Here is a 25,391-nt window from a genome sequence, read left to right as displayed (position 1 = left end):
CCAGCGGTCGCCGTCCACGATCGAGAACGGGTCGAGCTGCCCCGGGTCGCCCACGAACAGCGCCCGCTCGAACAGCCCCGCGATACGTAGCAGCTACTTGCTACGTTTCGGCCGTGCGCCCTGATCGGGCACGACCCGACGGTGAGTCGCTCAGGCATGTCGCGGTGCCGTACGACTCGGACGAGGCCTTCCTGCGGCTGCTCCTGCCGCGCGTCCGCGACGCGCTGCGAGAGGACAGGCGGGTGCTGGCGGTCGTCGCCCCCGCCCGGCTGGAGCTGTTACGGAAGGCGCTCGGCGACGACGCGGGCCGCCTCGACAGCCGCGCCTGCGGCTCCTGGTACGCCCACCCGCACCGCGCGCTGGCGGCCTGCCACGAGTACGCCCTGGGCCGGCGCACCCTGGTGATCGGCGAGCCTGCCTGGGCGGGCCGCACCGAGCGCGAGGTGCGCGAGTGGATCCGCTACGAGTCGGTGATCAACGCGGCGCTCGGCGGGGCCGCGGCCGAGCTGTTGTGCCTGTACGGCCCGTACGGCGTGCCCGAGGAGGCCCGCGCGCACGTCCCGCTCACCCACCCGTACCTGCTCGGCCCGTACGGCGAGACGCCCAGTCCCGGCTTCGTCCAGCCCCACGAGCTGGTGCTGACCGGCGACGACCAGCCGCTGCCCGGCCCGGACGGGCAGGCGGAGTCGGTGCGGTTCACCGCGCCCGAGCTGCGGCGGCTGCGGCACACGGTCCGCGACTACGCGCGGGCGGCCGGCATGGACCGCGACCTGGCCGCGTCCCTGGTGCTGAGCGTGTCGGAGATCGCGGCCAACAGCGTCGAGCACGGCGCCGGGCACGGCACGATCACGATGTGGGTGAACGGGCGGGAGCTGATCTGCGAGCTCGCCGACCCCGGCGGGGCGCTGGAGGACCCGCTTCCGGGCTACATACCACCGGAGCCCGAATCCTCGCGAGGATACGGGCTCTGGATCAGCCGCCAGCTGTGTGACCTGGTGGAACTGCGGGCGGACGACGGCACGCTGCGCGTGCGGCTCCACATGCGTCTGGGCGAGCGGCGGGGGTCGGGGGCGGGGTGAGGGATCAGGCAGCCGTGCGCTGGGCCGGCGGGCGGAAGGCGCCCTCCTCCACGGCGTACGGCTCCAGCATGGTCCGGAGCTGGCGGCGGCCCCGGTGGAGGCGGGACATCACGGTCCCGATGGGGGTGCCCATGCGCTCGGCGATCTCCTTGTACGCGAACCCCTCGACGTCGGCCAGGTACACGGCCACGCGGAAGTCCTCGGGCAGGGAACGCAGCGCGTTCATCACCACGTTGTCGGGCAGCCGCTCCAGCGCCTCGGTCTCGGCCGACTTCAGCCCGGTCGAGGAGTGCGACTCGGCGGCGTGCAGCTGCCAGTCCTCGATCTCCTCGGCGGCCGACAGCTTCGGCGAGCGCTGCCGCTTGCGGTAGTCGTTGATGAAGTTGTTGGTGAGGATGCGATGCAGCCACGCCTTGAGGTTGGTGCCCTCGCGGAACTGGTGGTAGGACGTGTACGCCTTGGCCACCGTCTCCTGCACGAGGTCCTCGGCGTCGGCGGTGTTACGGGTCAGGCGCATGGCGGAGGCGAACAGCTGCGACGTCACGGGCACGACATCGCGCTCGAACCAGTCCTGACGCTGCTCTTCGGTCATAGTGATCAAGTTTCCCCCTTGCGCTATCCCATCTCGGCACAGGTCGGCCCGCAGCAAATCCATGGTGTCAACACCCACGTAAGGGCCGCGTTAACGGTTACGCCTGGTCAGAGAGGTGAGAAGTCCATCTGCTCGCGGCGTGCGTTATCACGTCCACGGCTGGACTTGTCTCAGTACCATAACACTATCCACCCAATTTCGCGGAAAAAGTGGCCAGAGTCACATGAGATAGCGTATGTGCATGGATTTTGTGGATCGTCACGACACGAGCGCGCGCCACTGGGTGGCCGAGGCCATCCGCACGGTGGAGGCCGACGCCAACCGGAGTTGTGACACGCACCTTCATGTCTTTCCGCTGCCCCCGCAGTGGGGGGTAAACCTCTACTTGAAAGACGAGTCGGTGCACCCCACCGGTTCACTCAAGCACCGCCTGGCTCGCTCGCTCTTCCTGTACGGCCTGGCCAACGGCTGGATCGGGCCCGACACCACGATCGTCGAGGCTTCGAGCGGATCGACGGCGGTGAGCGAGGCGTACTTCGCCCGGCTGCTCGGCCTGCCGTTCATCGCGGTGATGCCGGCCTCGACCTCGCCGGAGAAGTGCCACCTCATCGAGTTCTACGGCGGCAAGTGCCACCTCGTCGACGACCCCACCACGATCTACGAAGAGTCGCACCGCCTTGCCGCCGAGACCGGCGGCCACTTCATGGACCAGTTCACCTACGCCGAGCGGGCCACGGACTGGCGCGGCAACAACAACATCGCCGAGTCGATCTTCGCCCAGATGTCCATGGAGCCGCATCCCGTGCCCGCCTGGATCGTCGTCGGCGCCGGCACCGGCGGCACGTCGTCCACGATCGGCCGCTACATCCGCTACCGGCGGCACTCCACCCGCCTGGCCGTGGCCGACCCGGAGGGATCGGCATTCTACCCGTCCTGGGTGTCAGGAGACGTCTCGGTCACGGCGAAGGGCTCGCGCATCGAGGGCATCGGCCGGCCCCGGGTGGAGCCGTCGTTCCAGCCGTCGGTGATCGACCGCATGCTGGCCGTGCCGGACGCCCGCTCGATCGCCGCCATGCACTGGGTGCGCGAGGTGACCGGCCGCGACGTCGGCGGCTCGACCGGCACCAACATGGCCGCCTGCGTCGAGCTGATCCGGGAGATGCGCGCCGCCGGCGAGCGGGGCAGCATCGTGACCCTCATCTGCGACGGCGGCGAGCGCTACCGGGGCACGTACTGCGAACCGGCCTGGCTGGCCGCCCAGGGGCTGGACATCCACCCGCACCTGGACGACCTGCGCGGCTTCCTGGCGAGCTGAACCGAGCCTCTAGGCGGCCCTGGCCGGGTCGACGGAGAAGAACCCGGCCAGGTCGTCCAGCATCGCGTGCGCTCCCTGGATGCCGACCGCGGTCATCCACGTCTGGTCGCTGACCTCGTGCTTCTCGCCCTTGAGCTTGCCCCACAGCGGGTTGGCGACGAACTTGTCCTTGTACTTCGTCGCCTCGGGGTCGCCGTAGGTGGCCACGAAGATGTGGTCGGCGTCGAGGTCGCCGATGCGCTCCTGGCTGACGTCGACCACGATCGAGTCGGTGGCGGTGGGCTGGCCCTGCGGGCGCGGGAAGCCGACGTCCTTCATGACGATGCCGGAGTACGACTTCTCGACGTACAGGCGGGCCGTCGGCTCACCGGCGAAGCGGACGATCGAGATGGCCGGCAGCTTCCCGCCCTCCTTGGCCTTGATCGCTTCCCCGATCTTCGCGGCGCGGGCCTCGTACTCCTTGACCCGGGTCTCGGCGAGCTGCTCCTTGCCGAGCGCCTGCCCCATGAGCCGGACGTTGTCCTTCCAGATGGCCCCGGTGCTCTCGCTGAAGACGGTCGGCGCGATCTTGGAGAGCTTGTCATAGAGGGCCTCGTGGCGCACCTTGGCCGAGACGATCAGGTCCGGCTTGAGCGCCATGATCTTCTCCAGGCTGGGCTGCTCCAGCGTGCCGACCGCGACGGCCTCCTTGCCGTACTGGCCGGCGACCGTGCCGAGGTAGTCGGGCAGCTTGGTCTCGATGGAGCGGTAGGTGGTGTAGCCGACGACCGGCGTCTCCAGCGTCAGGACCGCGTCGACGAAGCTCTGGTCGAGAGCGACGACCCGCTTGGGCTGGGCCGGGATGCTCGTCTCGCCCATCGCGTGCTTGACGGTGCGGAACGGCGTGCCGGCCCGGCTCGTCGCCGAGGCGCCGGCGTCGGCGGTCGTGGACCCCGTGCCGCCCGAACCGCAGGCGGCGGCGAGCCCCGCCACCAACATGGCGCCCACCAGTGCGCGCAACCGTCTCATCGAAAACCCCTTCCCGGGCAAAAACTTAGGCAACCCTTATTTAGGTTAGCCCTGCCTAAGCTGGCATACTTCAGCGGGACGGGCAACTGCCGGAAGGGGACCACGTGAGCGCCACCGCCGTCGCGCCGCGCCTCCACGGCATCCGCCGGCGCCGCGGCCTCGTGCTCGCCGCCCTGCTCGCGGCCCTGTGCGTCGCGGTGGTGCTGAGCGTCACGATCGGCGCCAAGGCCGTCCCCCTCGCCGACGCCTGGGGCGCCCTCACCGCCCCCACCGGCACCGAGAACGACATCGTCATCCGCTCGCTGCGCGTGCCCAGGACCGCCCTCGGCGTGCTGGCCGGGCTCGCGCTCGGCGTGGCCGGGGCGCTCATGCAGGGCCACACCCGCAACCCGCTCGCCGATCCGGGTCTGCTGGGCGTCACCCAGGGGGCCGCGTTCGCGATGGTCGCCTCGATCATCCTGCTCGGCACCCAGAGCCTGCTCGCCTACATCTGGTTCGGCCTGGCGGGTGCGCTGGTCGCCAGCGTGGGCGTGTTCGCGCTCGGCATGGTCGGCGGGAGGGGCGGCCCCACGCCGGTCACGCTGGCGCTGGCCGGCACCGCCGTCAGCGCCTTCCTGTACGCCCTGACCTCCGCGCTCGTGCTCCTGGACGAGCAGGCCATGGACGTGTTCCGGTTCTGGCAGGCCGGCTCCGTCGCCGGCCGGGGCCCGGACGTGGTCTGGCAGGTGCTGCCCTTCATCGTGGTGGGGCTGGTGCTGGCGCTGGTCAACGCGCCCGGCCTGAACGCGCTGTCGCTCGGCGAGGACGTGGCCCGCAGCCTCGGCCAGAACATCGCGCTCACCCGGGGCGTGGGCGTCGCCGCCGTCACCTTGCTCACCGGGGCGGCGGTGGCCTCCTGCGGGTCGCTCGCGTTCGTCGGGCTCGTGGTGCCGCACCTCGCCCGCCCGCTGTCCGGCACCGACCACCGCTGGCTGTTGCCGTACTCCGGGCTGATCGGCGCGGCGCTGCTGCTGCTCGCCGACGTGATCGGCCGCGTCGTCGCCCCTCCCGGCGAGCTGGAGGTCGGCGTGGTGCTGGCGCTGATCGGCGCCCCGTTCTTCGTGGCGCTCGTCCGCCGAAGGAAGCCGGTGCGGCTGTGACGACGACCCGGACGAGAGCCTCGGTCCCGCTGCGCGTGGCGGGCCTGTCGTGGCGGTTGCGCCCGCGCGGCGTCGCCGTCACCGTGGGCGGCCTGCTGGTGCTCGCCCTGCTCATGGCCCTGAACATGCGCCTCGGCGACCTGCCCCTCGGCCTGGCGGACGTCGTGCGCGCCACGTTCGACCCGTCCGTGCCCGAGCACTTCGTGGTGATGGAGCTGCGCCTGCCCCGCGCGCTGACCGGCGCGCTGGTCGGCGCCGCGCTCGCCCTGTCGGGCGCGATCATCCAGTCCATCGCCCGCAACCCGCTGGCCAGCCCCGAGATCCTCGGCGTCACCACCGGCGCCTCGGTGACCGTGGTGGCCGGCGTCGTCGTGAGCGGCAGCGCGTACGGCGGAGTCAGCGGCCTGTTCTCCGCCCTGGGCATCCCGGCGCTCGCGCTGCTCGGCGGCCTGGCCGGGGCCGCGATCGTGTACGCGCTGGCCTGGCGGCGCGGCCTCGACGGCTACCGGCTGGTGCTGGTGGGCATCGGCGTGGCGGCCGTGTTCACCAACGTGAAGTTCTGGCTGCTGACCATCGGCGACGTCAACGACACCGGCCGCGCCATGGTGTGGATCAGCGGCTCGCTCAACGGCCGCGGCTGGGAGCACGTCGTACCGGTCGGGCTGGCCCTGGCCGTGCTCGTCCCGCTGACCCTGCTCGGCACCCGCTCGCTCGACGCGCTGCGCTACGGCGACGACACCGTCACCGCGCTCGGCGTCCGGGTCAACCTGTCGCGCGCGCTCATGCTGCTCGCCGCCGTGCTGCTGGCGGCCGTGGCGACGGCCTCGGCCGGGCCGATCGCGTTCGTGGCCCTCGCCTCGCCGCAGATCGCGCTGCGGGTGGTCCGCTGCGCCCAGCCGCCGCTGCTGTCGTCGGCCGTCACCGGCGCCGTCCTCGCGACCGGGGCCGACCTGATCGCGCGCACCGCCTTCTCCCCGATCGAGCTGCCCGTGGGCGTCGTCACCGCGGTGCTCGGCGCGCCGTACCTGATCCACCTCATCTGGAGGGCACGCACATGAGGCTCCAGGCCGCCGGTGTCACGCTGGGCTACGGCGACCGGATCGTCGTCGACGGGCTCGACCTCGGCGTCGAGGCGGGCACGGTCACCACGATCATCGGGCCCAACGGGTGCGGCAAGTCCACGCTGCTGCGCGCCCTCGGCCGGCTGCTCAAGCCGCGCGGCGGCGAGGTGCTGCTCGACGGCAAGCGCATCGACGGCATGCCGACGCGCGAGGTGGCCAAGGTGCTCGGCGTGCTGCCGCAGGCGCCCACCGCGCCCGAGGGGCTGACCGTGGCCGACCTGGTCGCGCGGGGCAGGCACCCGCACCAGACGTGGTACCGGCAGTGGTCGTCCGACGACGAGAGCGCGGTGGCGCTCGCCCTGGAGCTGACGGGCCTGGCCGACCTGGCCGAGCGCCCCCTGGACGAGCTGTCGGGCGGCCAGCGGCAGCGGGCGTGGATCTCGATGGCGCTCGCCCAGGGCACCGACCTGCTGCTGCTCGACGAACCCACCACGTTCCTCGACCTGGCCCACCAGGTGGAGGTGCTGGAGCTCGTACGGAACCTGCACCAGGAGGCGGGCCGGACCATCGTGATGGTCCTGCACGACCTCAACCTGGCGGCCCGCTACGCCGACCGGCTGGTCGCCATGCGCGGCGGCCGGGTGGTCGCCGCGGGCGGCCCACACGAGGTGCTGACCGAGGAGCTGATGCGCAAGGTGTTCGAGCTGGACGCCAAGGTCATCGCCGATCCCGTGGCGGGGACTCCGATGGTGGTGCCGATCCGGCCGCTGTCCCGGCACTGAGGTCCTCGGCGGTCAGCAGGAGCCAGTAGGACCGGCCCACGCCTCACGCCTCCGCGAGCGCCCGCCGGATGTCGGGGTCACCCGGAGCCAGCCGCGCGGCCCGCAGGAGGTCCTGGCGCGCCTGCTCCGGCCGTCCCGCCGCGTTGTGCACCAGATGCCGGTTGAACAGCAGCTCGGCCGTCTCCTCCAGCTTCAACGCCCGCGTGAGGTCGGACAGGGCGGCGTCGTGGTCCCCTTCGTCGTAGGCCACGGCGGCCCGGCCCGCCCAGGCCGCCACCAGGTCGGGGTCGAGCTCCAGGGCGGCGTCGAACGCGGCCACGGCCTCCGCCGGCCGTCCCTCGGCCGCCTCCACCTGGCCGAGCACGCACCTGAGGTGCGGGCTACGCGGGTCGAGGGCGAGCCCGCGCTCCGCGTCGCGCCGGGCCGCGGCGTTCTCCCCCGCGGCGGCCAGCAGCCCCGCCCGGTTCACGTACGCGGGGGCGAAGCGCGGATCGAGGTCGAGCGTGTGGTCGAGGTCGGCGAGCGCGCCGTCGAGGTCGCCGGTGGCGTACCGGACCTCCGCCCGGTTGTAGTACGCCTCGGGGAACGGGGGGCTGAGGCGGATCGCGGCCTCGAAGTCGGCCCGCGCGTCCTGGTGGCGGCCGAGCTTGTGCAGCAGGGTGCCCCGGTCGAGGTAGTAGTCGGGGTAGCACGGGTCGGTGCCGATGGCGATCGCGTAGTCGGCCAGCGCCTCCTGGGTGCGGCCGGTGGCGGCCAGGAGCTGGGCGCGGTTGGCGTACAGCACGAGCCGGTGGATCGGGTGCGTGCCGGCGAGCTGCTCCTCGGCCAGGTCGATGGCCTCCCGCACGAGGTCGAGGGCGGTGTCCAGGTTGCCCCTGCGCACCTCGACCAGGGCCTTGCCGTTGAGGTCGAAGCCCAGGTGGAAGGCGCGCTCGCGAGGGTCCGGCAGCAGCGAGGTGATCGTGACCGCCTCGTTGACCCAGGACAGGGCCTCCTCCGGGTCACGCCGGGCGAGGTCGTGGTGGCGCACCAGCAGCATGGCGGTGGCGTACGCGATCGTGGCGCGGTGTTTGGGGTCGGTGCTCAGGCGGCGGGCCCTGTCGTACAGGTCACGGGCCTCGTCCTCCCGCTCGATGGCCTCCAGCGAGCCGCCCACGCGCTGCACCAGCGTCCGCCAGCCGTCCGGGTCGCTGTCGTACGCCATGCCGCGCAGCGCCTCCAGGCCGGCCTCGGCCATGGCGTGATGGAATCCCTCGTCGCGGAAGCGGTCGAAGTCGGCGCGGAGCGGGCCGTCCGACGGCGCGGACCGCCCGGGAACGACGCGCAGCAGACCGGGGTCCACCCGCCTGCGCAGCACCTCGACCAGCTCGGTGTCCGTGGGGTCGGCCTCGTCGAGGTTGTCGGCGGTGACGGTCAGGGGCCGGGTGCGGGTCAGGTGGTCGCGGACGAACTCGGCCAGCCCGTTCGCGATCCTCAGCGTGCGGCGGGCGCCGGGGATGAGGATGCGCTGCCCTCTCGGCAGCGTCTCGGCCAGGGAGCGCCGGCGCCGGGGAATCGTCAGGTGCGGCGCCGCGACGCCGATCTCGATGTCGTACGCGGCGACGAGGTCGGGCCCGCGGCCCAGCGCCTCGGGGACGAGGCGGTCCAGCAGCGCGGCGGCGAGTGTGTAGGGGCCGTGGAGCCTGCGGTCGGCGTCCAGGACGATGGATTCCACCCGAACCTTCTTCCGTGATCCGTCTCCGGTCGCGCATCGGCCGGCGTCCCTCTCGGGGACGCCGGCCGGGCGGGAATCAGGGACAGTGCCGCGGAGCGGCCGCGCCGGTGGGCTTCACGGTTCCGGGCTTGTGGACGACGACCTTCTTCATCGAGGGAGCCTCTCGTGTTCCAGCATGACAAGACCGGCGCGAACCGTCGCGGGACGATCTCTCGGATGACCGGTTCATGTGAACACACGCCCACCACGGCGATCAAGGCTTTACCGGGTAAGTGACATTTCCTGTCCATTTTCGGAAATAGCCGTATCGTGATCGGCCATATCCGAAAATAACCCGGCCGTTATTCGCCGATAATCGCGTCCACGAAGACCTCGGGGTCGAAGGGCGCCAGGTCGTCGGGCCCCTCGCCGAGGCCGACCAGCTTGACCGGAACCCCCAGCTCCCGCTGGACCGAGATGACGATGCCGCCCTTGGCCGTGCCGTCGAGCTTGGTCAGCGCGATGCCGGTGATGTTGACCACCTCGCCGAACACCTGGGCCTGGCGCATGCCGTTCTGGCCCGTGGTCGCATCGAGGACGAGCAGCACCTCGTCGACCGTGGCCTTCTTCTCGATGACCCGCTTGACCTTGCCCAGCTCGTCCATCAGGCCCGTCTTGGTGTGCAGGCGGCCCGCCGTGTCGACGATGACCACGTCGGCCTTGTCGACGATGCCCTTGGTGACGGCGTCGAAGGCCACAGAGGCCGGGTCGCCGGCCTCGGGCCCCCGCACGGTCTCGGCGCCGACCCGCTCGCCCCAGGTCTGGAGCTGGTCGGCCGCCGCCGCGCGGAACGTGTCGGCCGCGCCGAGCACGACCTTCTTGCCGTCGCCGATGAGGACGCGGGCGAGCTTGCCTGTGGTGGTGGTCTTGCCGGTGCCGTTGACGCCGACGACGAGCACCACCGCGGCCCGCTCACCGTGCGGCTGGACGTGCAGGGTGCGGTCGAGGTCGGGATTGACCTGGACGAGGAGCTGCTCACGCAGCAGCGCGCGCACCTCTTCGGGGGTGCGGCTGCCGAGCACCTTGACCCGGGTGCGCAGCTCCTCGACGATCGCCCGGGTGGGCGCAACGCCGACGTCGGCCTTGATCAGCAGCTCCTCGACCTCGTCCCACACGTCGTCGTCGAGACGGTCGCGGGACAGCAGGTCGAGCAGGCCGCGGCCGAGCGCGCTCTGCGAGCGGGCCAGCCGGGACCGCAGCCGCACCATCCGGCCGGCGGACGGCGGCGGGACCTCCACCTCGGGCGCGACGACCATCGGCTCGGCCGGCTTGACCGGCGGGGGGAGCGTGGTGGTCGCTCCTTCGCCCTCCTCGGCCCCCGTCTTCGGGCGCGCCTTCTCCTGGTCCTCCGGGAGGGGCGCCGTCTCGGGCGGCTCGACCGGCGGCGCGGACTTGCCGCCCGGCCTGAAGAGCAGGAAGAGGCCGCCCGCCGCCAGCAGGGCGACGACGACCACGATCACTATGACGCCGAGATAACCATCCACAAGATGTCAGTTTTCCAGATCGACTGTCGTGCTCATGCCCAGGGCCGCGCGGCGGGCGCGTCAGGCCGGCCCCGCTCGGCGCCGGCCGGCCACCTGGGTCAGGCGGGCTCGCGCTCGCGCAGGCGCTGGCTGACCACCTGGGTCACGCCGTCGCCGCGCATCGACACGCCGTACAGGGCGTCGGCGATCTCCATCGTCCGCTTGTTGTGGGTGATGACGATGAGCTGTGAGCTCTGCCGCAGTTCCTCGAACAGCGTGAGCAGCCGCTGGGTGTTGGTGTCGTCGAGCGCCGCCTCGACCTCGTCCATGACGTAGAACGGCGACGGCCGCGCCTTGAAGATCGAGACCAGGAACGCCACAGCGGTCAGCGACCGCTCGCCGCCCGACAGCAGCGACAGCCGCTTGACCTTCTTGCCCGGCGGCCTGGCCTCCACCTCGATGCCGGTCGTCAGCATGTCCGCGGGGTCGGTGAGCACCAGCCGGCCCTCGCCGCCGGGGAAGACCCGGCCGAAGACCTGGTCGAACTCCCGCGCCACGTCCTCGTAGGCGGAGGCGAACATCTGCTCCACCCGGTCGTCGACCTCCTTGACCACGGTCAGCAGGTCGCGCCGCGTCTTCTTGAGGTCCTCCAGCTGGGAGTTGAGGAACGCGTGCCGCTCCTCCAGCGCCGCGAACTCCTCCAGCGCCAGCGGGTTGACCTTGCCGAGCTGCTGCATCTGCCGCTCGGCCGCGCGGGCCCGCCTCTCCTGCTCCTCCCGCACGTACGGCACGGGCGGCTCGCCGGGCACCGGGGCCTCGGGCCCGTACTCGGCGATCAGCGCCTCGGACTCGACGCCGAACTCGTCCATGGCCCGCTGCTCCAGCTGCTCCAGGCGCAGCCGCTGCTCGGTGCGGGCCACCTCGCTGCCGTGGACCCGGTTGACCAGCTTGTCCAGCTCCTGGGTGAGCTCGCGCACCCGCAGGCGCACCTGCTTGAGCTCGGCGTCGATGGCGACGCGGGCGAGGTCGGCGTCGTCGCGCTCGCGCGCGGCCAGCTCGACGGACGCGGTCAGGGCGGCCAGCACCTGCTTGGCGCCCCGGGTGACGGCCTCGGCCACGACCGCCTGACGGCGCCGCCGGGCCCGCTGAGCGGCCGCCTGGGCGCGTTCCTGGCGCTCCCGCTGCGCGGCCCTCATCAGGCCGTCGGCGCGGCCCTCGATGCCCTTGACGCGCTCCTCGGCGGTGCGGACCTGGAGGCCCGCCTCCATCTCCCGCTGGCGGGCCGCCTGGCAGGCCGCGGCCAGCTCGTCACGGGCGTCGGTGGTGGGCTCGGTTTCCAGCTCCTGGGCGTACTGGGCCTCGGCGAGCCGCATCTCCAGCTCGGCCAGCTCCTCCAGGCCCTCGGCGCGGGCCTCCTCGGCGGCGGTGACGCTGCGCGCCAGCCGCTCCGCCTCGTCGTGGGCGGCCTTGGCGGCGGCTTCGAGCTGCGCGAGGCGGCGGGCGGCGTCGGCGTTGCGCTGGTCGGCCTCGCGCTGGCGGGCCCTGACCTGGTCGAGGGTGCCCTGCGCGGCGCTCAAGGCGGCCTGGGCGGTGTCGGCGGCCGTCTGGGCCTCGGTGACGCCCGCCTGGGCCGCCTCCACGGCCGCCTGCGCCTCCTGCTCGGCCTCCAGCGCCTCGTCGAGGCCGGTGGCCGTCCGCCCGGCGCGCGCCTCGGCCTCCTCCAGGTCGGCCAGGGCGTCGTCGAGCGCGGCGCGCACCTGCAGGACGGACGTGCCGCCCTCGGAGCCGCCGCTGGCCAGGTGCGCGGCGACCAGGTCGCCTCCCCTGGTGACGGCCCGCAGATCCGGGTGCCCCTCGGCGAGGCGGCGGGCGGCGGCGAGGTCGTCGACGACGACGACGCCGTCGAGCACGCGCGCGACGGCCGCCCTCAGCGGCCCGGGCACGCCGACCAGGTCGGCCGCCCACTCCCCGCCCTCGGGCGCCGCCCCACGCTCCGCGACGCCTCCGATGACGCCGATCGCACCAGCCGCACCGCCCGAAGAGCCCGCCGTGGCGTCCGGAGAACCTCCCGCGCCGTCCGGAGAACCTCCCGCGCCATTCGGGGAGCCCGCCGCGCCGTCCGGAGAACCAGCCGCGCCGTTCGGGGCGCCCGTCACGAGGAGGGTGGCCTGGCCGGCCTCCTTGACGCGGAGCAGCTCAAGTGCCTCCACGGCCGTGCCCACCGACTCGACCGCGATGGCCTCGGCCACCGGCCCGAGCACGGCCGCGACGGCCGCCTCGGCGCCCGGCGCGACCTGGAGCGAGGCGGCCAGCGGGCCCAGCACCCCGGACAGGCCCGTCTCCACCAGCGCCGCGCCGCCGTCGGCGCCCCGGGACAACCCCAGCTCCAGCGCCTCGGCGCGGGCCCGCAGCGCGGCCACGGCCCGCTGGGCCTCCTGGTCGGCGGCGCGGGCCGTGCCGACCCGCGTCTTCGCGGCCTGGAGCGTTTCACGCGGACCGCCGAGCGCCGCCCGCGCCTGCTCGACGCCGGCCCTGGCCTCCTCCGCCGCGGCGCGCGCCTCCTCGACCACCGCCTGCGCGGTCGCCAGTTCCTCGGCCAGCGCCGGGTCGGCCGCGGGCTCCTCGCTCCGCCGCTCCTCCAGGTCGTCGAGGGCGCGCCGCTCACGCTCGGCCGCGTCGGCGACCGCCTTGGTCAGGCGGCCGATCTCCTCCTCCGCCGCGCGTGACCTGCTGCGTACGGAGTCGACCTGGCCGCGCAGCCGGGCCAGGCCCTCACGGCGGTCGGCGGCGGCGCGGGCGGCCATCGCGAGCCGTCGCTCCTCCGCGGCCAGCTCCGACTCGGTCTCGGCGCGCCGCTCGGCGGCGGCGTCGAGCAGCTCCTGCGCCCCCTCCAGCTCGGCGCGCAGCACCAGCTCGCGCTCGCGCACCTCGCCGGCCTCGCGTTCGAGGTCCTCGGGGTCGCGGCCGCGGCGCTCGATGGAGGCGGCGTCGAGGGCGTGCCGGTGGCGCTCGGCGGCGAGCTGTTCCAGGCCGGTGAGGCGCTCACGCAGCGACGACAGCCGGAACCAGGTCTGCTGGGCGGCGCTCAGGCGCGGCTGGGCCTCGGCCTCGGCGGTCTCCAGGGCGGCCTCGCGCTGCTGCCCCTCGGCCAGCTCGGCCTCGACCTGGGCGCGGCGGGCGAGGACCGCGGCCTCGTCGGCCGCCTCACGCTCCAGCGTGACCCGCAGGATGCACACGTCGTCGGCCAGCAGCCGAAGCCGCGCGTCGCGCAGGTCGGCCTGGATCACCGCGGCCTTGCGGGCGATCTCGGCCTGGCGGCCCAGCGGCTTGAGCTGGCGGCGCAGCTCGGTGGCGAGGTCCTGGACGCGGGTCAGGTTGGCCTGCATCGCGTCGAGCTTGCGCAGCGCCTTCTCCTTGCGCTTGCGGTGCTTCAGGACGCCCGCGGCCTCCTCGATGAACGCCCGGCGGTCCTCGGGGCCGGCGTGCAGGACGGCGTCGAGCTGGCCCTGCCCGACGATGACGTGCATCTCGCGGCCGATGCCGGAGTCGGACAGCAGTTCCTGGATGTCGAGGAGCCGGCAGGTGTCGCCGTTGATGGCGTACTCGCTCTGCCCGGACCGGAACATCAGCCGGCTGATCGTCACCTCGGTGTAGTCGATGGGCAGCGCGCCGTCGGTGTTGTCGATGGTGAGCGTGACCTCGGCGCGGCCCAGGGGTGGCCGGGACGAGGTGCCGGCGAAGATGACGTCCTCCATCTTGCCGCCGCGCAGCGACTTGGCGCTGTGCTCGCCCATGACCCAGGCCAGGGCGTCGACGACGTTGGACTTGCCCGAGCCGTTGGGCCCGACCACGCAGGTGATGCCCGGTTCGAAGCGGAGGGCGGTGGCGGAGGCGAAGGACTTGAAGCCGCGCAGGGTCAGGGTCTTCAAATGCAAGAGCCGGCCCCCTTCTCCCTGAACGGACTTCGGGAAAGCCTACTGGTCCGCGCGCCTCGTCGCTGGCCACCACGGTGGCGTCGTCGCGCAGACGCGGAAGGGCGGGGCCGGATAGTGGCGGAAAGGAGGTGTCAAGACATCCCGAACGAGGGCAAATAACAAGGGACGCCTCGCCGAGACGTCCCTCAATCTTGCGTTCCGATCACTCTCAGGTGAGTGCCGGCTCGCGCTCCTGCATGCGACTGAGCGCCTCATCGCGGGTTTGCGCCGCAAGAGCGTCATTCTGGGCCTGGAGCCGGATGAGTTCTGCCTCCAGATCACGGATCCGCTGCTGCAAACGCCGCATCTCCGAGACCATTCGAGGGTCAGGACCACCGACGTGGCCGAGTAGAGCCTTCGCCATGGTAAAGGGTCCTCCACGCTGAGTGACCAGACTGGTTCGCGCACTTCATATTCCGCGGGAGGGGTGCGCGTGGTACTTAACAAGAGTCGCACCGGCAGTGTGGGCGGTCAAGTCGAACGGACCGTCACGCCCCTCGCGGGGCACTCCCGACATATAACTATACCCCATTTGGGCGGTTTAGCGAAATCCGCTACCGCTCCCGGAAACCACCCAAACCACCTCGGACTTCGCTCCACCTCTCCACTACTCCATCGACCCTTCCCGGCGTGTCGCAACCCCTCAGCAACTCCAGCAGCTTGACGCACGCCTCGCGCGGCCCCTCGGCCACCACCTCCACCCGGCCGTCGTCGGTGTTGCGCGCCCAGCCCGCCAGGCCCAGCTCCAGCGCCCGCGCCCGGGTCCACCAGCGGAACCCCACGCCCTGCACGCGTCCCCTGACCCAGGCGGTCAGCCGAACGTTCTCCTCCACGCCGCCCCCTCTCCCGGCACCTCACCCGCCGGCGCCCGCCGTCTTGGACCACCTCGCCGCACGCCTCACGCCACCTCGCGGCACGCGCCTCGGACCACCTCGCGGCACGCCTCACGCCACCTGGCGGCACACCTCCGGGCCCGCCACGCCCGTGGCCGCCTCGCCGAAGGCGCGCACCGCGGCCGTCGCCCCGGCCCGCGGCCACGCCAGCCCGAGCACCGACGCCGGCAGACCCGTCACCGGCACGAACACCACGTCGCCGCGCTCGTGATAGGCGGCCGTCGGCGTGCAGAACAGCATGCCGCCGCGGCCGAGCGCGACCAGCGTGATGCCCTCCTGGCTGGTGGCGACCGTACCCCCTCGCGGGATGGGCCGGCCCGCCGGGGTGCGCTCGGGCGCGACCAGCTCCCGCCAGGCCCGCGGCGCCGGGCCGGCCAGCTCGATCAGCGGCAGGTCCGCCAGCTCCTCCGCGTCCACGGCGGCGCGGCCCGCGAGCGGATGGCCCGCGGGCAGGCCGACGCTGACCGGCACCCGGTTCAGGCCGGGCCCCGTCGCCAGGTCGGGCTCGTCCACCGGCAGCAGCGTGAACGTCACGTCCACCAGGCCCGCGCGGAGCCGCCCGAACGGGTCGGACAGCGGCACCTCCACCAGCCGCACCTCGCACGACGGGTACAGCGCCTCGAAGGCGCGCACGGACTCGGTCACGATGTCGGTCGGCGTGCCGAGGAAGCCGACGCGCAGCACGCCCGTCACCTCGCGGGCCGCCGCCCTGGCCCGGTCCACCGCGTCACGCAGCCCGTCGTACGCCGGACGCAGGTCCGCGAGGAAACGCTCGCCGAGCGGCGTGAGCCGCACCCGCCTGCTGGTCCGGTCGAACAGCCGGGCGCCGATCCGCGTCTCCAGGGCGCGTACGAGCTGGCTGACCCGGCCCGGCGACAGGTACAGCCGGTCGGCGGCCCGCGCGAAGTGGAGCTCCTCGCTGAGCACCACGAAGCACTCCAGTTCCCTGAACTCCATGTCACCCCTTAGCCCGGCTAAACCTTGCCTGAGTGTCCCGTCATTGTTCCCCCGGCGCCGGAGCCGAAGGCTTGAGTCATGACCACGACCACCTCCGACTCCACCACAGGGGCCTCCGTGACCCCGGCGCGCCCCCTCGCCGTGGCCGCCGTCGCGGCGGGCTCCTTCACCATTGTCACCAGCGAGATGCTGCCCGTCGGCCTGCTGACCCCGATCGGCGCCGAGCTGGGCGTGTCCGACGGCACGGCGGGGCTGATGATGACCGCCCCCGGCCTCGTCGCCGCCGTCTCCGCGCCGCTGACGACGCTGGCCGCGCGGCGCCTGGACCGTCGCGCGGTGCTGTGCCGGCTGATGGCGCTGCTCGCCGCCGCCAACCTGCTGGCCGCGCTCGCGCCGGTCTACCCGGTCATGCTGGCGGCGCGGGTGCTGACGGGGGTGAGCATCGGCGGGTTCTGGGCGTTCGCGGTGGCCCTCGCGGTACGGCTGGCACCGGAGCCGCTGGTCGGCAGGGCCGCGGCGACGATCGCGTCGGGCATCGCGGTGGCGTCCGTGCTGGGCGTGCCCGCCGGGACGTTCGTCTCCTCGGTCGCGGGATGGCGGGCGGCGTTCGCGGCCGTCGCGCTGCTCGCCGTGGTCCTGTGCGTCGCGCTGGCCCGGCTGCTGCCGCCGCTCCCCGCCGAGCGGGCCGCGCGCCTGTCCGATCTGTGGCGGGTGTGGCGTACGGGCCCGCTCAGGGTCGTGCTGGTCGTGACCGCCCTCCTGGTGACCGGCCACTTCGCGGCCTACACCTACGTCCGGCCGTTCCTGGAGCAGGCGGCGGGCGCGGGCGCCACGGCCGTGAGCGCCGTCCTGCTCGGGTACGGCGTCGCGGGTGTGGCCGGCAACTTCGCCGCGGGGGCGCAGGCGGGCCGGCGCCCCCGGGGCGTCCTGGTGACGCTCGCCCTGCTCATCGGAGGTGCGACCGCGGTGCTCGCCGCCGCGCCGGCCTCGATCGGCCCGGCGACGGCCCTGCTCGTGCTCTGGGGCGTCGCCTACGGGGGCGTGTCGGTGACGCTGCAGATGTGGATCGTCCGGGCCGGCGGCGGCGAGGCGGGCACGGCCATGCTGACCGGGGTCTTCAACGCGGCCATCTCGCTCGGCGCGCTCGCCGGCGGGCGGGTGCTGGACGGTGTGTCGGTCTTCGCCGTCATGTGGCTCGGCGCGAGGCTGTCGCTGGCCGCCGCGGCCGTCGCTGGCATGTCGGGCAGGAGAAGGACGAACGGTTCATGAACGCGTCACGGACGATGGCGCTGCCGCAGCGCGAGCAGGGCAGGTCGCGGCGGCCGTACGCCTCCAGGGAGCGCTCGAAGTAGCCGCTCTCGCCGTTGACGTTGACGTACAGGCTGTCGAACGAGGTGCCGCCCTGGTGCAGGGCGGCCGACATGACCTCGCGGACCGCGGCGAGCAGCTCGGCGATCTTCGGCCGGGTGAGCGACTGCGTGGGATGCGCCCAGTGCAGCCGGGCCAGCCACAGCGCCTCGTCGGCGTAGATGTTGCCGACGCCGCTGATCAGCGTCTGGTCGAGCAGGGCCCGCTTGACCTCGGTGCGCTTGCGGCGCAGGGCGGCGGCGAACCGGTCGTCGTCGAACGCCTCCTCGAACGGGTCGGGGGCGATGTGCGAGATCGGCGCGGGCACGCCGCCCTCCATCGGCGTCAGCATGACGTGGCCGAACGTGCGCTGATCGACGAAGCGCAGCTCGGGACCGCCGTCGGCGAAGGCGAGCCGTACGCGCAGGTGCTTCTCCAGCGGAGAGTCCCGGTCCACGACGAGGAGCTGCCCGCTCATCCCCAGGTGGGCCATGAGCGCCTCCTCGGCGCCCGACAGCGGCAGCCACAGGTACTTGCCGCGCCGCTCGGCGGACAGCAGCACGCGGCCCTCCAGCCGCGCGGCGAACTCCTCGGCGCCCGGCACGTGCCGGCGCACCGCCCGCGGGTGGAGCACCTCGGCCGAGGCGATCTCCCGCCCGGCCACCCATTGCGCGAGGCCGCGCCGGACGACCTCGACCTCCGGCAGCTCAGGCAACCTAGCCCGCCGGCTGGCTCTCGCGCTGCTCGCGGCGGGCCCGGATGCGGGTCCACGCCGCCTCGGCGGCCTGCTGCTCGGCCTCCTTCTTGCTGCGCCCGTTGCCCGCCCCGTAGGACTCGCCGCCGACGCGCACCTCCGCGGTGAACGACTTGGCGTGGTCGGGCCCGCTCTCCTCGACGTGGTACTCGGGCACGCCGAGCGCCTCGGAGGCGGTGAGCTCCTGCAGGGAGGTCTTCCAGTCCAGCCCGGCTCCGAGCGAGGCCGAGCGGACGATCAGCGGGTCGAAGAGCAGGTGGACCACGCGGAACGCCTCGTCGAGGCCCTTGTCCACGTAGACGGCGCCGATCAGCGCCTCCAGGGTGTCGGCCAGGATCGACGACTTGTCGCGCCCGCCGGTGCCCTCCTCGCCCCTGCCGAGCCGCAGGAACCGGCCTAGGCCCAGCCCACGGGCGACGTCGGCCAGGGCGCGCATGTTGACCACCGCGGCCCGCAGCTTGGCCAGCTGCCCCTCGGGCAGGTCGGGGTGGTTGCGGTAGAGGGTGTCGGTGACCACCAGGCCCAGCACCGAGTCGCCGAGGAACTCCAGGCGCTCGTTGGTGGGCAGGCCGCCGTTCTCGTACGCGTAGGAGCGGTGCGTCAGCGCCCGCTCGAGAATGTCGGAGTCGAGGCTGATCGACAGCACTCGCTCCAGCTCTGCTCTGGCGACCTCGACGGCCACCGGCTTGGGACCTGCGCCCACGGGTTTTCCTCCTCGGACACCTTCACGTGGCGCGACGGCTGCGGAAGATGCCCGAAAACGTGGTGGGCGTCGGGGGGGACAGGTCCCCGGCGTCCACCACGACCGCGGGCGAGCGGCCGCCGCACGCGACTGAGACGTTCACGCCGACCGGGGCACAATGGCACCCGGTCGGCATCACGTCAACTGCGAGATCAGGCGGACGGCTCGATGACCTGACGACGGTTGTAGGTGCCGCAGGTGGGGCACGCGATGTGCGGCTGCTTGGGCGAACGGCACTGCGGGCAGCTCACCAGGGCGACAGCAGTCGTCTTCCACTGGGAGCGACGGGCGCGGGTGTTGCTCCGCGACATCTTTCGCTTCGGGACGGCCACGTCACTTCTCCTGATCGTTATCGTTCTCGGAAACCAGACCTTGCAACGACGCCCAGCGAGCGTCGATCTTCTCGTGCCGGTGATCGTCGCCGGCCTCGGCCAGCTTGATCCCGCACTCCGTGCAGAGCCCCGGGCAGTCGTCACGGCAGACCGGGCTCAACGGCAGTGCGAGCACCACCGCGTCGCGGAACGTCGGCTCGAGGTCGAGCAGCTCCCCGTCCATCAGCGAGTCGTCCTCGGAGGCGTCCTCGTCGGAGTAGAAGAACAGCTCCTGCAGATCGACCTCGATGTCCGAGGACAACGGGTCGAGGCACCGCGCGCACTCCCCGGTCAACGGGGCCTGCGCCGTGCCCGACACGAGCACGCCTTCCATCACTGCTTCAAGCCGGAGGTCCAGCTCGACTTCGGCGTCCTTGCGGACACCGATCATGTCGACGCCGAGATTCGCCGGAGCCGGGAGCGTCAGGCTCATCTGCCGCATCGTGCCCGGCCGCTTTCCCAGGTCGTGAGTCGAGATCACCCAAGGCGAGCGGGGGTCGAGGTGCTGAGTCATCCTGCTCTCGCTAGGCATGGCGGAACTGTCGCCGTCGTACAAGGCCGAAATGAAAGGATACCAGGTGGCGGTCAGCCCCTGAGCCGCTCGACGAGCAGCTTGTGGACCATGTCGGGGACCAGGCCGGACACGTCCCCACCGTACCGCGCGATCTCCTTGACGCGGCTCGACGACAGGAACGAGTACTCGGGGTTGGTCGGCATGAACAGCGTCTCGACGCCGGACAGCCGGTAGTTGAGCTGGGCCATCTGCAGCTCGTAGTCGAAGTCGCTGACCACGCGGATGCCCTTGACGATGGCGGGGATGTCGTTCTGCTTGCAGAAGTCGACGAGGAGCCCGTGGAACTTCCGCACCTTGACGTTCGGGAAGTCCTTGGTCACGGCCTGCAGGATCTCGATCCGCTCGTCGACCGTGAAGAGACTGCTCTTCTCCACGTTGATGAGCACGGCCACGGTCACCTCGTCGTACAGCCGGGCGGACCGGGCGATGATGTCGAGGTGGCCGTTGGTGATGGGGTCGAAGGACCCCGGGCAGACAACGCGGCGCAAGACGCCTCCCTGGTCATGGGGCAGGTCTACGGATTACCGGCGGCGCGACCGTACCAAACGGACGCTTCGCCATAACGGCGAACCCTCTCCTCAACGTAACCATCCGGCCATACCACGGCCTTTCCCCGGGTCTCCCTCTCGAACGCCACCAGCGCGTCCCCGGCCAGCCATCCGTGATCGCGCAGCAGCTCCAGGACGCGCGTGACCTCCTCGTCGGGCACGGCGTACGGCGGGTCGGCGAACACGATGTCGTACGGCTCGGGCGGCCCGGTGTGAGTTTGACCACCCTCTCCCGGGGCCTCGCCGGCCGGCCGGCCCAGGAACCGCTCGACCTTGTCCGCCACCACCCGCGCGCCGGGCAGCCCCAGCTCCCGCACGTTCGCCTTGATCACCCGGACGGCCTTGGGGTCGGACTCGACGAGCAGCGCCTGCTCGGCGCCCCGCGACAGCGCCTCCAGCCCGACGGCCCCCGACCCCGCGTACAGGTCCATCACCCTGGCGCCCCGCACCCCGTGCAGGGAGTCGAGCGTCAAGAGGATGCCTTCGCGAGCTCTGTCGCTGGTCGGTCTCGTGCCGCGCCCCGGCGGGACCGCCAGGCGTCGCCCGCCCGCGCTCCCCGCGATGATCCGAGTCATAGGAGCCATTCTCGCGCACGTCGGCGCAGGTCAAGAGTGGACAAGTGTCGGCCTCGAGAACGCAAGGGTGATTCACATGCCCCCACCCGCCACGCATGATGGGTCTGCGGCCTTCGAGGTGACCCAGTAGAAGGCCGACCGGCGTGGTCGTGAGCCCTTCCGCACGCCGGTTCCCTCGGCACCTGACCCGAGGGGTGGGCCCAGCCGGGGACGGCATTCGGGGGGAGGCCGTCCCCGCAGCTGGGCCCAACACCTTTTTCCGGCCTTGTACCGCTTTTCCGGCCTTGCACCGCTTTCCGAGCGGCCTTCCCTGGCCTCGACCTTCGTCGGCCTCTGGGCTTTCCCAGCCTCTGGGGTTTCCCGGCCCTCTGAGCTTTCCCGGCGTTCCGGCTTCCCGCTCGCTCCTTGCCGGCGCTCCCCTGTGCCATGCGCTCCGCCTCGCGCGGGACGCCTCGACGCGACCAGCCCTCGCCAGGGCGCCCCCGAAGCAGCCCCGCCACTCCCCTGTCTCCCTGCGCGGCTCCCGCGAGAGGTCGCCAGGGAGGGCGGCCCTTCGGCCGGGAGGCCGCCCGCGGAAGGCCGTGCGGCCGCCCGCGCCGGCCCCGGCTCAGATGCGTCCACGCCCCCGGGGTACGCCTACGTCTTCTCCAGGTACTCGGCGCGTTCGTCGGCCAGCAGGCGGTCGATCTCCGCGCGCAGGGCCTCGTGCCGCGCCAGCTCCGGGTCGTCGGCCAGCAGCCGCGCCGCCTCCTCGCGGGCTGCCTCGATCACGTCCTCGTCGCGCAGGAGCTGGAGCAGCTTGAGCGACGAGCGCCGGCCCGACTGGGCGGCGCCGAGCACGTCGCCCTCCCGCCGCTGCTCCAGGTCGACCCGCGACAGCTCGAACCCGTCGAGCGTGGCGGCCACCGCGTCGAGCCGCGCCCGCGCGGGCGTGCCCTCCGGGAAGTCGGACACCAGCAGGCACAGCCCCGGCAGCCCGCCCCGGCCGACCCGCCCGCGGAGCTGGTGGAGCTGCGAGACCCCGAACCGGTCGGCGTCCATGATGATCATGACTGAGGAGTTGGGCACGTCGACGCCGACCTCGATCACCGTCGTCGCCACCAGCACGTCCAGCTCGCCCCGGCTGAACGCCCGCATGACCGCGTCCTTCTCCTCCGGCGGCAGCTTGCCGTGCAGCACGCTGAGCCGCAGGTCGTGGAACGGCCCCTCGGACAGCAGCTGCGCGACGTCGAGGACGGCCAGCGGCGGCCGGCGCTCCTCCCCCGCCGCCCCCTCGCCGGGCTCGTCCGCCTGGGCCTCCAGGTCGCCCTCGTCGCCCTCCAGGTCGCCGATGCGCGGGCAGACGATGTACGCCTGCCGGCCCAGGGCGACCTCCTCGCGGACCCGCTCCCACGTGCGCTCCAGGAAGTGGGGCTTCTCGGCGGCCGGCACCACGTGGGTGGTGATGGGGGCGCGCCCGGACGGGAGCTGCGACAGCGTGGAGACCTCCAGGTCGCCGAAGACCGTCATGGCGACCGTGCGGGGGATCGGGGTGGCGGTCATGACGAGCACGTGCGGGCGCCCGCCGCCCGCCTTCTCGCGCAGCGCGTCGCGCTGCTCCACGCCGAAGCGGTGCTGCTCGTCGACCACCACCAGCCCGAGGTCGGCGAACTGGACGTGCTCCTGGAGCAGGGCGTGGGTGCCCACGACGATGCCGGCCGTGCCCGAGGCCGCGTCGAGCAGCGCCGCGCGGCGGCCGGCGGCGCCCATGGAGCCGGTGAGCAGCGTGACCGCCGTGCCGCCGAACATGCCGCCCTGCGCGAGGTCGCCCAGCATCGCGCTGATCGAGCGGTGGTGCTGCTGGGCGAGCACCTCGGTGGGCGCGAGCAGCGCGGCCTGGCCGCCCGCGTCGACCACCTGGAGCATGGCCCGCAGGGCGACCACGGTCTTGCCCGCGCCGACCTCGCCCTGCAGCAGCCGGTGCATGGGGTGCTCGCGGGCCAGGTCGGCCGCGATCTCCTCGCCGACCGCGGCCTGCCCCTCGGTGAGCGCGAACGGCAGCCGCGCGTCGAAGTCGCGCAGGATGCCGTCGTCGCGGCGCGGGCGCGGCTTGGCGGGCCAGGCGGTCGCCGCCTGCCTGCGCTGGAGCAGCACGGCCTGGAGCACGAACGCCTCGTCGAACTTGAGCCGGTCGCGGGCCCGCTGCACGTCGCCGAAGTCCTTCGGCCGGTGCACCGCCTCCAGCGCCTCGGCCAGGTCGCGCAGGCCGTGGCGGGCGCGCAGCCCGTCGGGCAGCGGGTCGGCCAGCGGCCCCAGCGTGTCGAGCACGACGCCGACGGCGCGCCTGATCACCCACGGCGTCAGGTCCTTGCCCGCCGGGTAGATCGGCACCGGCGCCACCGAGAACTCCTCGGCGCTGGCCTCGTTCTCTTCGAACAGCTCGAACTCGGGGTGCGAGAGCTGCCAGCGCGGGTGGGTCCGCGAGCCGAACAGGCCGACCTTGCCGGCGAACATGCCGCGCCTGCCCGGCTTGAGCCGGGACTCGGCCACGTGGGAGCCCTTGCCGAAGAACGACAGGTAGATCTTGTTGCGGGCGGCGTCGACGACCTCGACCTCCAGCCAGGTGCCGCCGCGGTTGCGCATGGGCTTGCGCATGAGCCGACTCACCTCGCCGACCACGGTGACGTGCTCGTCGACCTCCAGCGCGTCGAGCGCCGTCAGCTCGCCGCGCTCGGCGTAGCGGCGGGGGTAGTGGCGCAGCAGGTCGCCGACCGTCTCCAGGCCGAGCACGCTGTGCAGCAGCTTGGCGGTCTTCGGGTCGAGCGCCTTGGTCAGGGGCTCGTCGAATCGGCTCACGGCACTATGTTCTACCGCCTGAGACCGACAGGAACGCATGCCGCGGCTCCTGGAGTCGCCGCCGGGTCACTCCACACCGATGAGGAGCGGGTAGCCGCCCTGCTCCCCCGCGTACACGACCAGGTCCACGTCGGGTCGGGTGGCGCGCAGGTGCCCGCCCACCTCGTCCGCCAGCCCCTCGGGCGCGTCCGCGCCCGTCACGAGCGTGACCATCTCGCCGCCGCCCGCCACCATCCGGTCCACGACCGCGACGGCCACCTCGCCCAGCTCCCGGCCGATCACCGCCACGTCGCCGTCGATCATCCCGAGCACGTCCCCCGGCCGGCACACGCCCACGCTCGTGACGCCCTCCCTGCGCGCGACCGCGAGGTGGCCGTGGCGGGTGTGCCCGGCCGCCCCGGTCATGGCCACGACGTCGTCGTCGAAGCGGCGCAGCGGGTCGTGGACGGCCAGCGCAGCCAGCCCCTGCACGGTCGCCCGGGTCGGCAGCACACTGACCACGACGCCGTCCTCCCGGGCGATCTCCGCGGCGGCCGTGGCGACCGCCTCGGCGCCCTCGTCGTTCGGCAGCACGGCGACCTCGCCGCCCGCCTGCCTGATCGCGGCCAGCATGGCGGGCAGCGACGGGCGCGTGCCCGGCTCCCGCCGTACCACCACCGCGCCGCACTCCTCGAACAGCGCCGCGATGCCGTCGCCCGCGGCGACGGCCACCACGCCCCGGCCCGCGTCGCCGCGGTGGGTCCGCTCGGCGAGATAGGTGATCTTGATCCGGTACGGCCGCCCCGCCCGCAGCGCCGCCTCCACCGCGGGACCCGCCTCGTCCACGTGGACGTGGACGTTCCACAGGCCGTCACCGCCGACGACCACCAGCGAGTCGCCCATCGCGTCGAGCTCCTCGCGCAGCTTGGCCACCGCGGCGTCGTCGGCGTCCAGCAGGTACATCACCTCGTACCCCGCGCCCACCTCGGTCATCGGCGAGACGCGCGACGTCGGCGCCGGAACCTCGTAACGCTCGCCGGAGGCGCCGGTCACCGCGGTCGCCAGCGACTCCAGGATGATCGCCAGACCGGCGCCGCCCGCGTCCACGACGCCGCTGCGGGCCAGCACGTCGAGCTGCTCGGGGGTGCGGCGGAGCGCGGCGCGGGCCTCGCGCGCGGCGCGCCGCGCGATCTCGGCCAGGTCGCCGTCCGTGTCCCGAACGGCCCCCGCCACCGCGCCGAGCACGCTCAGCACCGTGCCGTCCACGGGCCGCGCGACCGCCTCCCGGGCCAGCGAGGCGGCCCTGACCAGGCCGGCACGCAGGTCGGAGCCGTCCTTGAGCACCTCGGCCAGGCCGCGCAGGGCCTGGCTGACGATGACGCCGGAGTTGCCGCGCGCGCCGACGAGCGCCCCGTACGCGAGCGTCTGCCAGACCACCGCGCGGTCCACGTCGTCGGGCAGCGCCTCGACGGCCTCGGCCGCGGCCAGCATGGTGAGGTGGAGGTTCGTGCCGGTGTCGCCGTCGGCGACGGGGAAGACGTTGAGCGCGTCGATCTCCGCCCTCGACCTGCCCAGCGCGTCCGCGGCCAGACGGGCCCATCGGCGTACACGGGGCGGGTCGAGAACCTCCATACGCGACGCTCCGCCCTC

22 protein-coding genes are annotated in these 25,391 nt (G+C 73.0%); 6 read left to right on the top strand and 16 right to left on the bottom strand.

What is annotated here, in order from left to right:
• Positions 1–113 precede the first annotated feature (113 nt).
• A complete protein-coding gene (locus tag AB0H81_RS12675) occupies positions 114–1,079 on the top strand; it encodes a sensor histidine kinase (protein WP_358373132.1) in 966 nt (321 codons plus the stop codon).
• 4 nt (positions 1,080–1,083) lie between these two features.
• On the opposite strand, the gene AB0H81_RS12670 is transcribed toward AB0H81_RS12675, so the two are convergent.
• Positions 1,084–1,671 carry a sigma-70 family RNA polymerase sigma factor gene (locus tag AB0H81_RS12670; protein ID WP_175592315.1) on the bottom strand — a complete coding sequence of 196 codons (588 nt, stop codon included), beginning with the start codon at positions 1,669–1,671 and terminating at the stop codon, positions 1,084–1,086.
• Positions 1,672–1,912: 241 nt separating this feature from the next.
• Between AB0H81_RS12670 and AB0H81_RS12665 the strand changes: the two genes are divergently transcribed.
• Positions 1,913–2,986 (top strand): PLP-dependent cysteine synthase family protein, encoded by a 1,074-nt coding sequence (locus AB0H81_RS12665; RefSeq protein WP_358373129.1) that lies wholly within the window; start codon positions 1,913–1,915, stop codon positions 2,984–2,986.
• A 9-nt stretch (positions 2,987–2,995) separates the two neighbouring features.
• On the opposite strand, the gene AB0H81_RS12660 is transcribed toward AB0H81_RS12665, so the two are convergent.
• Positions 2,996–3,994, bottom strand: coding sequence for an iron-siderophore ABC transporter substrate-binding protein (locus AB0H81_RS12660; protein WP_358373127.1), 999 nt, complete (start codon positions 3,992–3,994; stop codon positions 2,996–2,998).
• Positions 3,995–4,098: 104 nt separating this feature from the next.
• Between AB0H81_RS12660 and AB0H81_RS12655 the strand changes: the two genes are divergently transcribed.
• The 3 genes from AB0H81_RS12655 to AB0H81_RS12645 are packed head-to-tail and all read left to right on the top strand — an operon-like array spanning position 4,099 to position 6,976.
• Positions 4,099–5,133, top strand: coding sequence for an iron ABC transporter permease (locus tag AB0H81_RS12655; protein WP_358373125.1), 1,035 nt, complete (start codon positions 4,099–4,101; stop codon positions 5,131–5,133).
• A complete protein-coding gene (locus AB0H81_RS12650; RefSeq protein ID WP_358373122.1) occupies positions 5,130–6,191 on the top strand; it encodes an iron chelate uptake ABC transporter family permease subunit in 1,062 nt (353 codons plus the stop codon). The genes AB0H81_RS12655 and AB0H81_RS12650 overlap by 4 nt, the downstream gene beginning before the upstream one ends.
• A complete protein-coding gene (locus AB0H81_RS12645; protein WP_358373120.1) occupies positions 6,188–6,976 on the top strand; it encodes an ABC transporter ATP-binding protein in 789 nt (262 codons plus the stop codon). Before AB0H81_RS12650 ends, AB0H81_RS12645 begins: the two co-directional genes overlap by 4 nt.
• Before the next feature lie 43 nt (positions 6,977–7,019).
• Here AB0H81_RS12645 and AB0H81_RS12640 read toward each other — a convergent pair whose 3' ends face one another.
• The 6 genes from AB0H81_RS12640 to AB0H81_RS12615 form a co-directional block, all read right to left on the bottom strand.
• Entirely contained in the window at positions 7,020–8,690 is a 1,671-nt protein-coding gene (locus AB0H81_RS12640) for a tetratricopeptide repeat protein (protein WP_358373117.1), read from the bottom strand.
• Positions 8,691–9,031: 341 nt separating this feature from the next.
• Positions 9,032–10,213, bottom strand: a complete 1,182-nt coding sequence (gene ftsY, locus AB0H81_RS12635) for a signal recognition particle-docking protein FtsY (protein WP_358373115.1) — start codon at positions 10,211–10,213, stop codon at positions 9,032–9,034.
• Positions 10,214–10,311: 98 nt separating this feature from the next.
• Positions 10,312–14,127 carry an AAA family ATPase gene (locus AB0H81_RS12630; RefSeq protein WP_358373112.1) on the bottom strand — a complete coding sequence of 1,272 codons (3,816 nt, stop codon included), beginning with the start codon at positions 14,125–14,127 and terminating at the stop codon, positions 10,312–10,314.
• A 208-nt stretch (positions 14,128–14,335) separates the two neighbouring features.
• Positions 14,336–14,530 (bottom strand): hypothetical protein, encoded by a 195-nt coding sequence (locus AB0H81_RS12625; protein WP_055505123.1) that lies wholly within the window; start codon positions 14,528–14,530, stop codon positions 14,336–14,338.
• A 190-nt stretch (positions 14,531–14,720) separates the two neighbouring features.
• Positions 14,721–14,999, bottom strand: coding sequence for an acylphosphatase (locus tag AB0H81_RS12620; RefSeq protein WP_358373109.1), 279 nt, complete (start codon positions 14,997–14,999; stop codon positions 14,721–14,723).
• Positions 15,000–15,110: 111 nt separating this feature from the next.
• Positions 15,111–16,016, bottom strand: a complete 906-nt coding sequence (locus tag AB0H81_RS12615; RefSeq protein ID WP_358373105.1) for a LysR family transcriptional regulator — start codon at positions 16,014–16,016, stop codon at positions 15,111–15,113.
• 78 nt (positions 16,017–16,094) lie between these two features.
• Between AB0H81_RS12615 and AB0H81_RS12610 the strand changes: the two genes are divergently transcribed.
• Entirely contained in the window at positions 16,095–17,285 is a 1,191-nt protein-coding gene (locus AB0H81_RS12610; protein WP_358373103.1) for an MFS transporter, read from the top strand.
• Here AB0H81_RS12610 and mutM read toward each other — a convergent pair.
• The 8 genes from mutM to AB0H81_RS12570 all read right to left on the bottom strand — a co-directional run bounded on the left by mutM (position 17,203) and on the right by AB0H81_RS12570 (position 25,373).
• Positions 17,203–18,078 (bottom strand): bifunctional DNA-formamidopyrimidine glycosylase/DNA-(apurinic or apyrimidinic site) lyase, encoded by an 876-nt coding sequence (gene mutM, locus AB0H81_RS12605; protein WP_358373100.1) that lies wholly within the window; start codon positions 18,076–18,078, stop codon positions 17,203–17,205. The two genes, AB0H81_RS12610 and mutM, sit on opposite strands and share 83 nt — an antisense overlap.
• 1 nt (position 18,079) lies before the next feature.
• Positions 18,080–18,799: a ribonuclease III gene (gene rnc, locus AB0H81_RS12600; RefSeq protein WP_358373138.1), complete on the bottom strand. Its 720-nt coding sequence runs from the start codon at positions 18,797–18,799 to the stop codon at positions 18,080–18,082.
• Positions 18,800–19,011: 212 nt separating this feature from the next.
• Entirely contained in the window at positions 19,012–19,191 is a 180-nt protein-coding gene (gene rpmF, locus AB0H81_RS12595; RefSeq protein ID WP_033409409.1) for a 50S ribosomal protein L32, read from the bottom strand.
• A 1-nt stretch (position 19,192) separates the two neighbouring features.
• Positions 19,193–19,744: a YceD family protein gene (locus AB0H81_RS12590; protein WP_358373097.1), complete on the bottom strand. Its 552-nt coding sequence runs from the start codon at positions 19,742–19,744 to the stop codon at positions 19,193–19,195.
• A gap of 71 nt (positions 19,745–19,815) precedes the next feature.
• Positions 19,816–20,292 (bottom strand): pantetheine-phosphate adenylyltransferase, encoded by a 477-nt coding sequence (coaD, locus tag AB0H81_RS12585; protein ID WP_358373094.1) that lies wholly within the window; start codon positions 20,290–20,292, stop codon positions 19,816–19,818.
• 26 nt (positions 20,293–20,318) lie between these two features.
• Positions 20,319–20,927, bottom strand: a complete 609-nt coding sequence (rsmD, locus tag AB0H81_RS12580) for a 16S rRNA (guanine(966)-N(2))-methyltransferase RsmD (protein WP_358373092.1) — start codon at positions 20,925–20,927, stop codon at positions 20,319–20,321.
• A gap of 636 nt (positions 20,928–21,563) precedes the next feature.
• Positions 21,564–23,762, bottom strand: a complete 2,199-nt coding sequence (gene recG / locus AB0H81_RS12575) for an ATP-dependent DNA helicase RecG (protein ID WP_358373089.1) — start codon at positions 23,760–23,762, stop codon at positions 21,564–21,566.
• Positions 23,763–23,828: 66 nt separating this feature from the next.
• The gene (locus AB0H81_RS12570) at positions 23,829–25,373 is read right to left on the bottom strand and encodes a DAK2 domain-containing protein (protein ID WP_358373086.1); all 1,545 of its coding nucleotides are present in this window, start codon (positions 25,371–25,373) and stop codon (positions 23,829–23,831) included.
• Between the last annotated feature and the right edge of the window lie 18 nt (positions 25,374–25,391).

The organism is Nonomuraea sp. NPDC050691 (assembly GCF_040654455.1).
GTDB lineage: Bacteria > Actinomycetota > Actinomycetes > Streptosporangiales > Streptosporangiaceae > Nonomuraea.
This window is presented reverse-complemented; position numbering and strand designations above follow the sequence as displayed.

Excerpts from the sequence above, each read along its gene's own strand:
- rsmD (WP_358373092.1), bottom strand. The coding sequence starts at position 20,927 with ATGACTCGGATCATCGCGGGGAGCGCGGGCGGGCGACGCCTGGCGGTC.
- AB0H81_RS12660 (WP_358373127.1), bottom strand. The coding sequence starts at position 3,994 with ATGAGACGGTTGCGCGCACTGGTGGGCGCCATGTTGGTGGCGGGGCTC.
- AB0H81_RS12645 (WP_358373120.1), top strand. The coding sequence starts at position 6,188 with ATGAGGCTCCAGGCCGCCGGTGTCACGCTGGGCTACGGCGACCGGATC.
- AB0H81_RS12670 (WP_175592315.1), bottom strand. The coding sequence starts at position 1,671 with ATGACCGAAGAGCAGCGTCAGGACTGGTTCGAGCGCGATGTCGTGCCC.
- AB0H81_RS12625 (WP_055505123.1), bottom strand. The coding sequence starts at position 14,530 with ATGGCGAAGGCTCTACTCGGCCACGTCGGTGGTCCTGACCCTCGAATG.
- AB0H81_RS12665 (WP_358373129.1), top strand. The coding sequence starts at position 1,913 with ATGGATTTTGTGGATCGTCACGACACGAGCGCGCGCCACTGGGTGGCC.
- AB0H81_RS12590 (WP_358373097.1), bottom strand. The coding sequence starts at position 19,744 with ATGACTCAGCACCTCGACCCCCGCTCGCCTTGGGTGATCTCGACTCAC.
- AB0H81_RS12610 (WP_358373103.1), top strand. The coding sequence starts at position 16,095 with ATGACCACGACCACCTCCGACTCCACCACAGGGGCCTCCGTGACCCCG.
- AB0H81_RS12615 (WP_358373105.1), bottom strand. The coding sequence starts at position 16,016 with ATGGAGTTCAGGGAACTGGAGTGCTTCGTGGTGCTCAGCGAGGAGCTC.
- AB0H81_RS12570 (WP_358373086.1), bottom strand. The coding sequence starts at position 25,373 with ATGGAGGTTCTCGACCCGCCCCGTGTACGCCGATGGGCCCGTCTGGCC.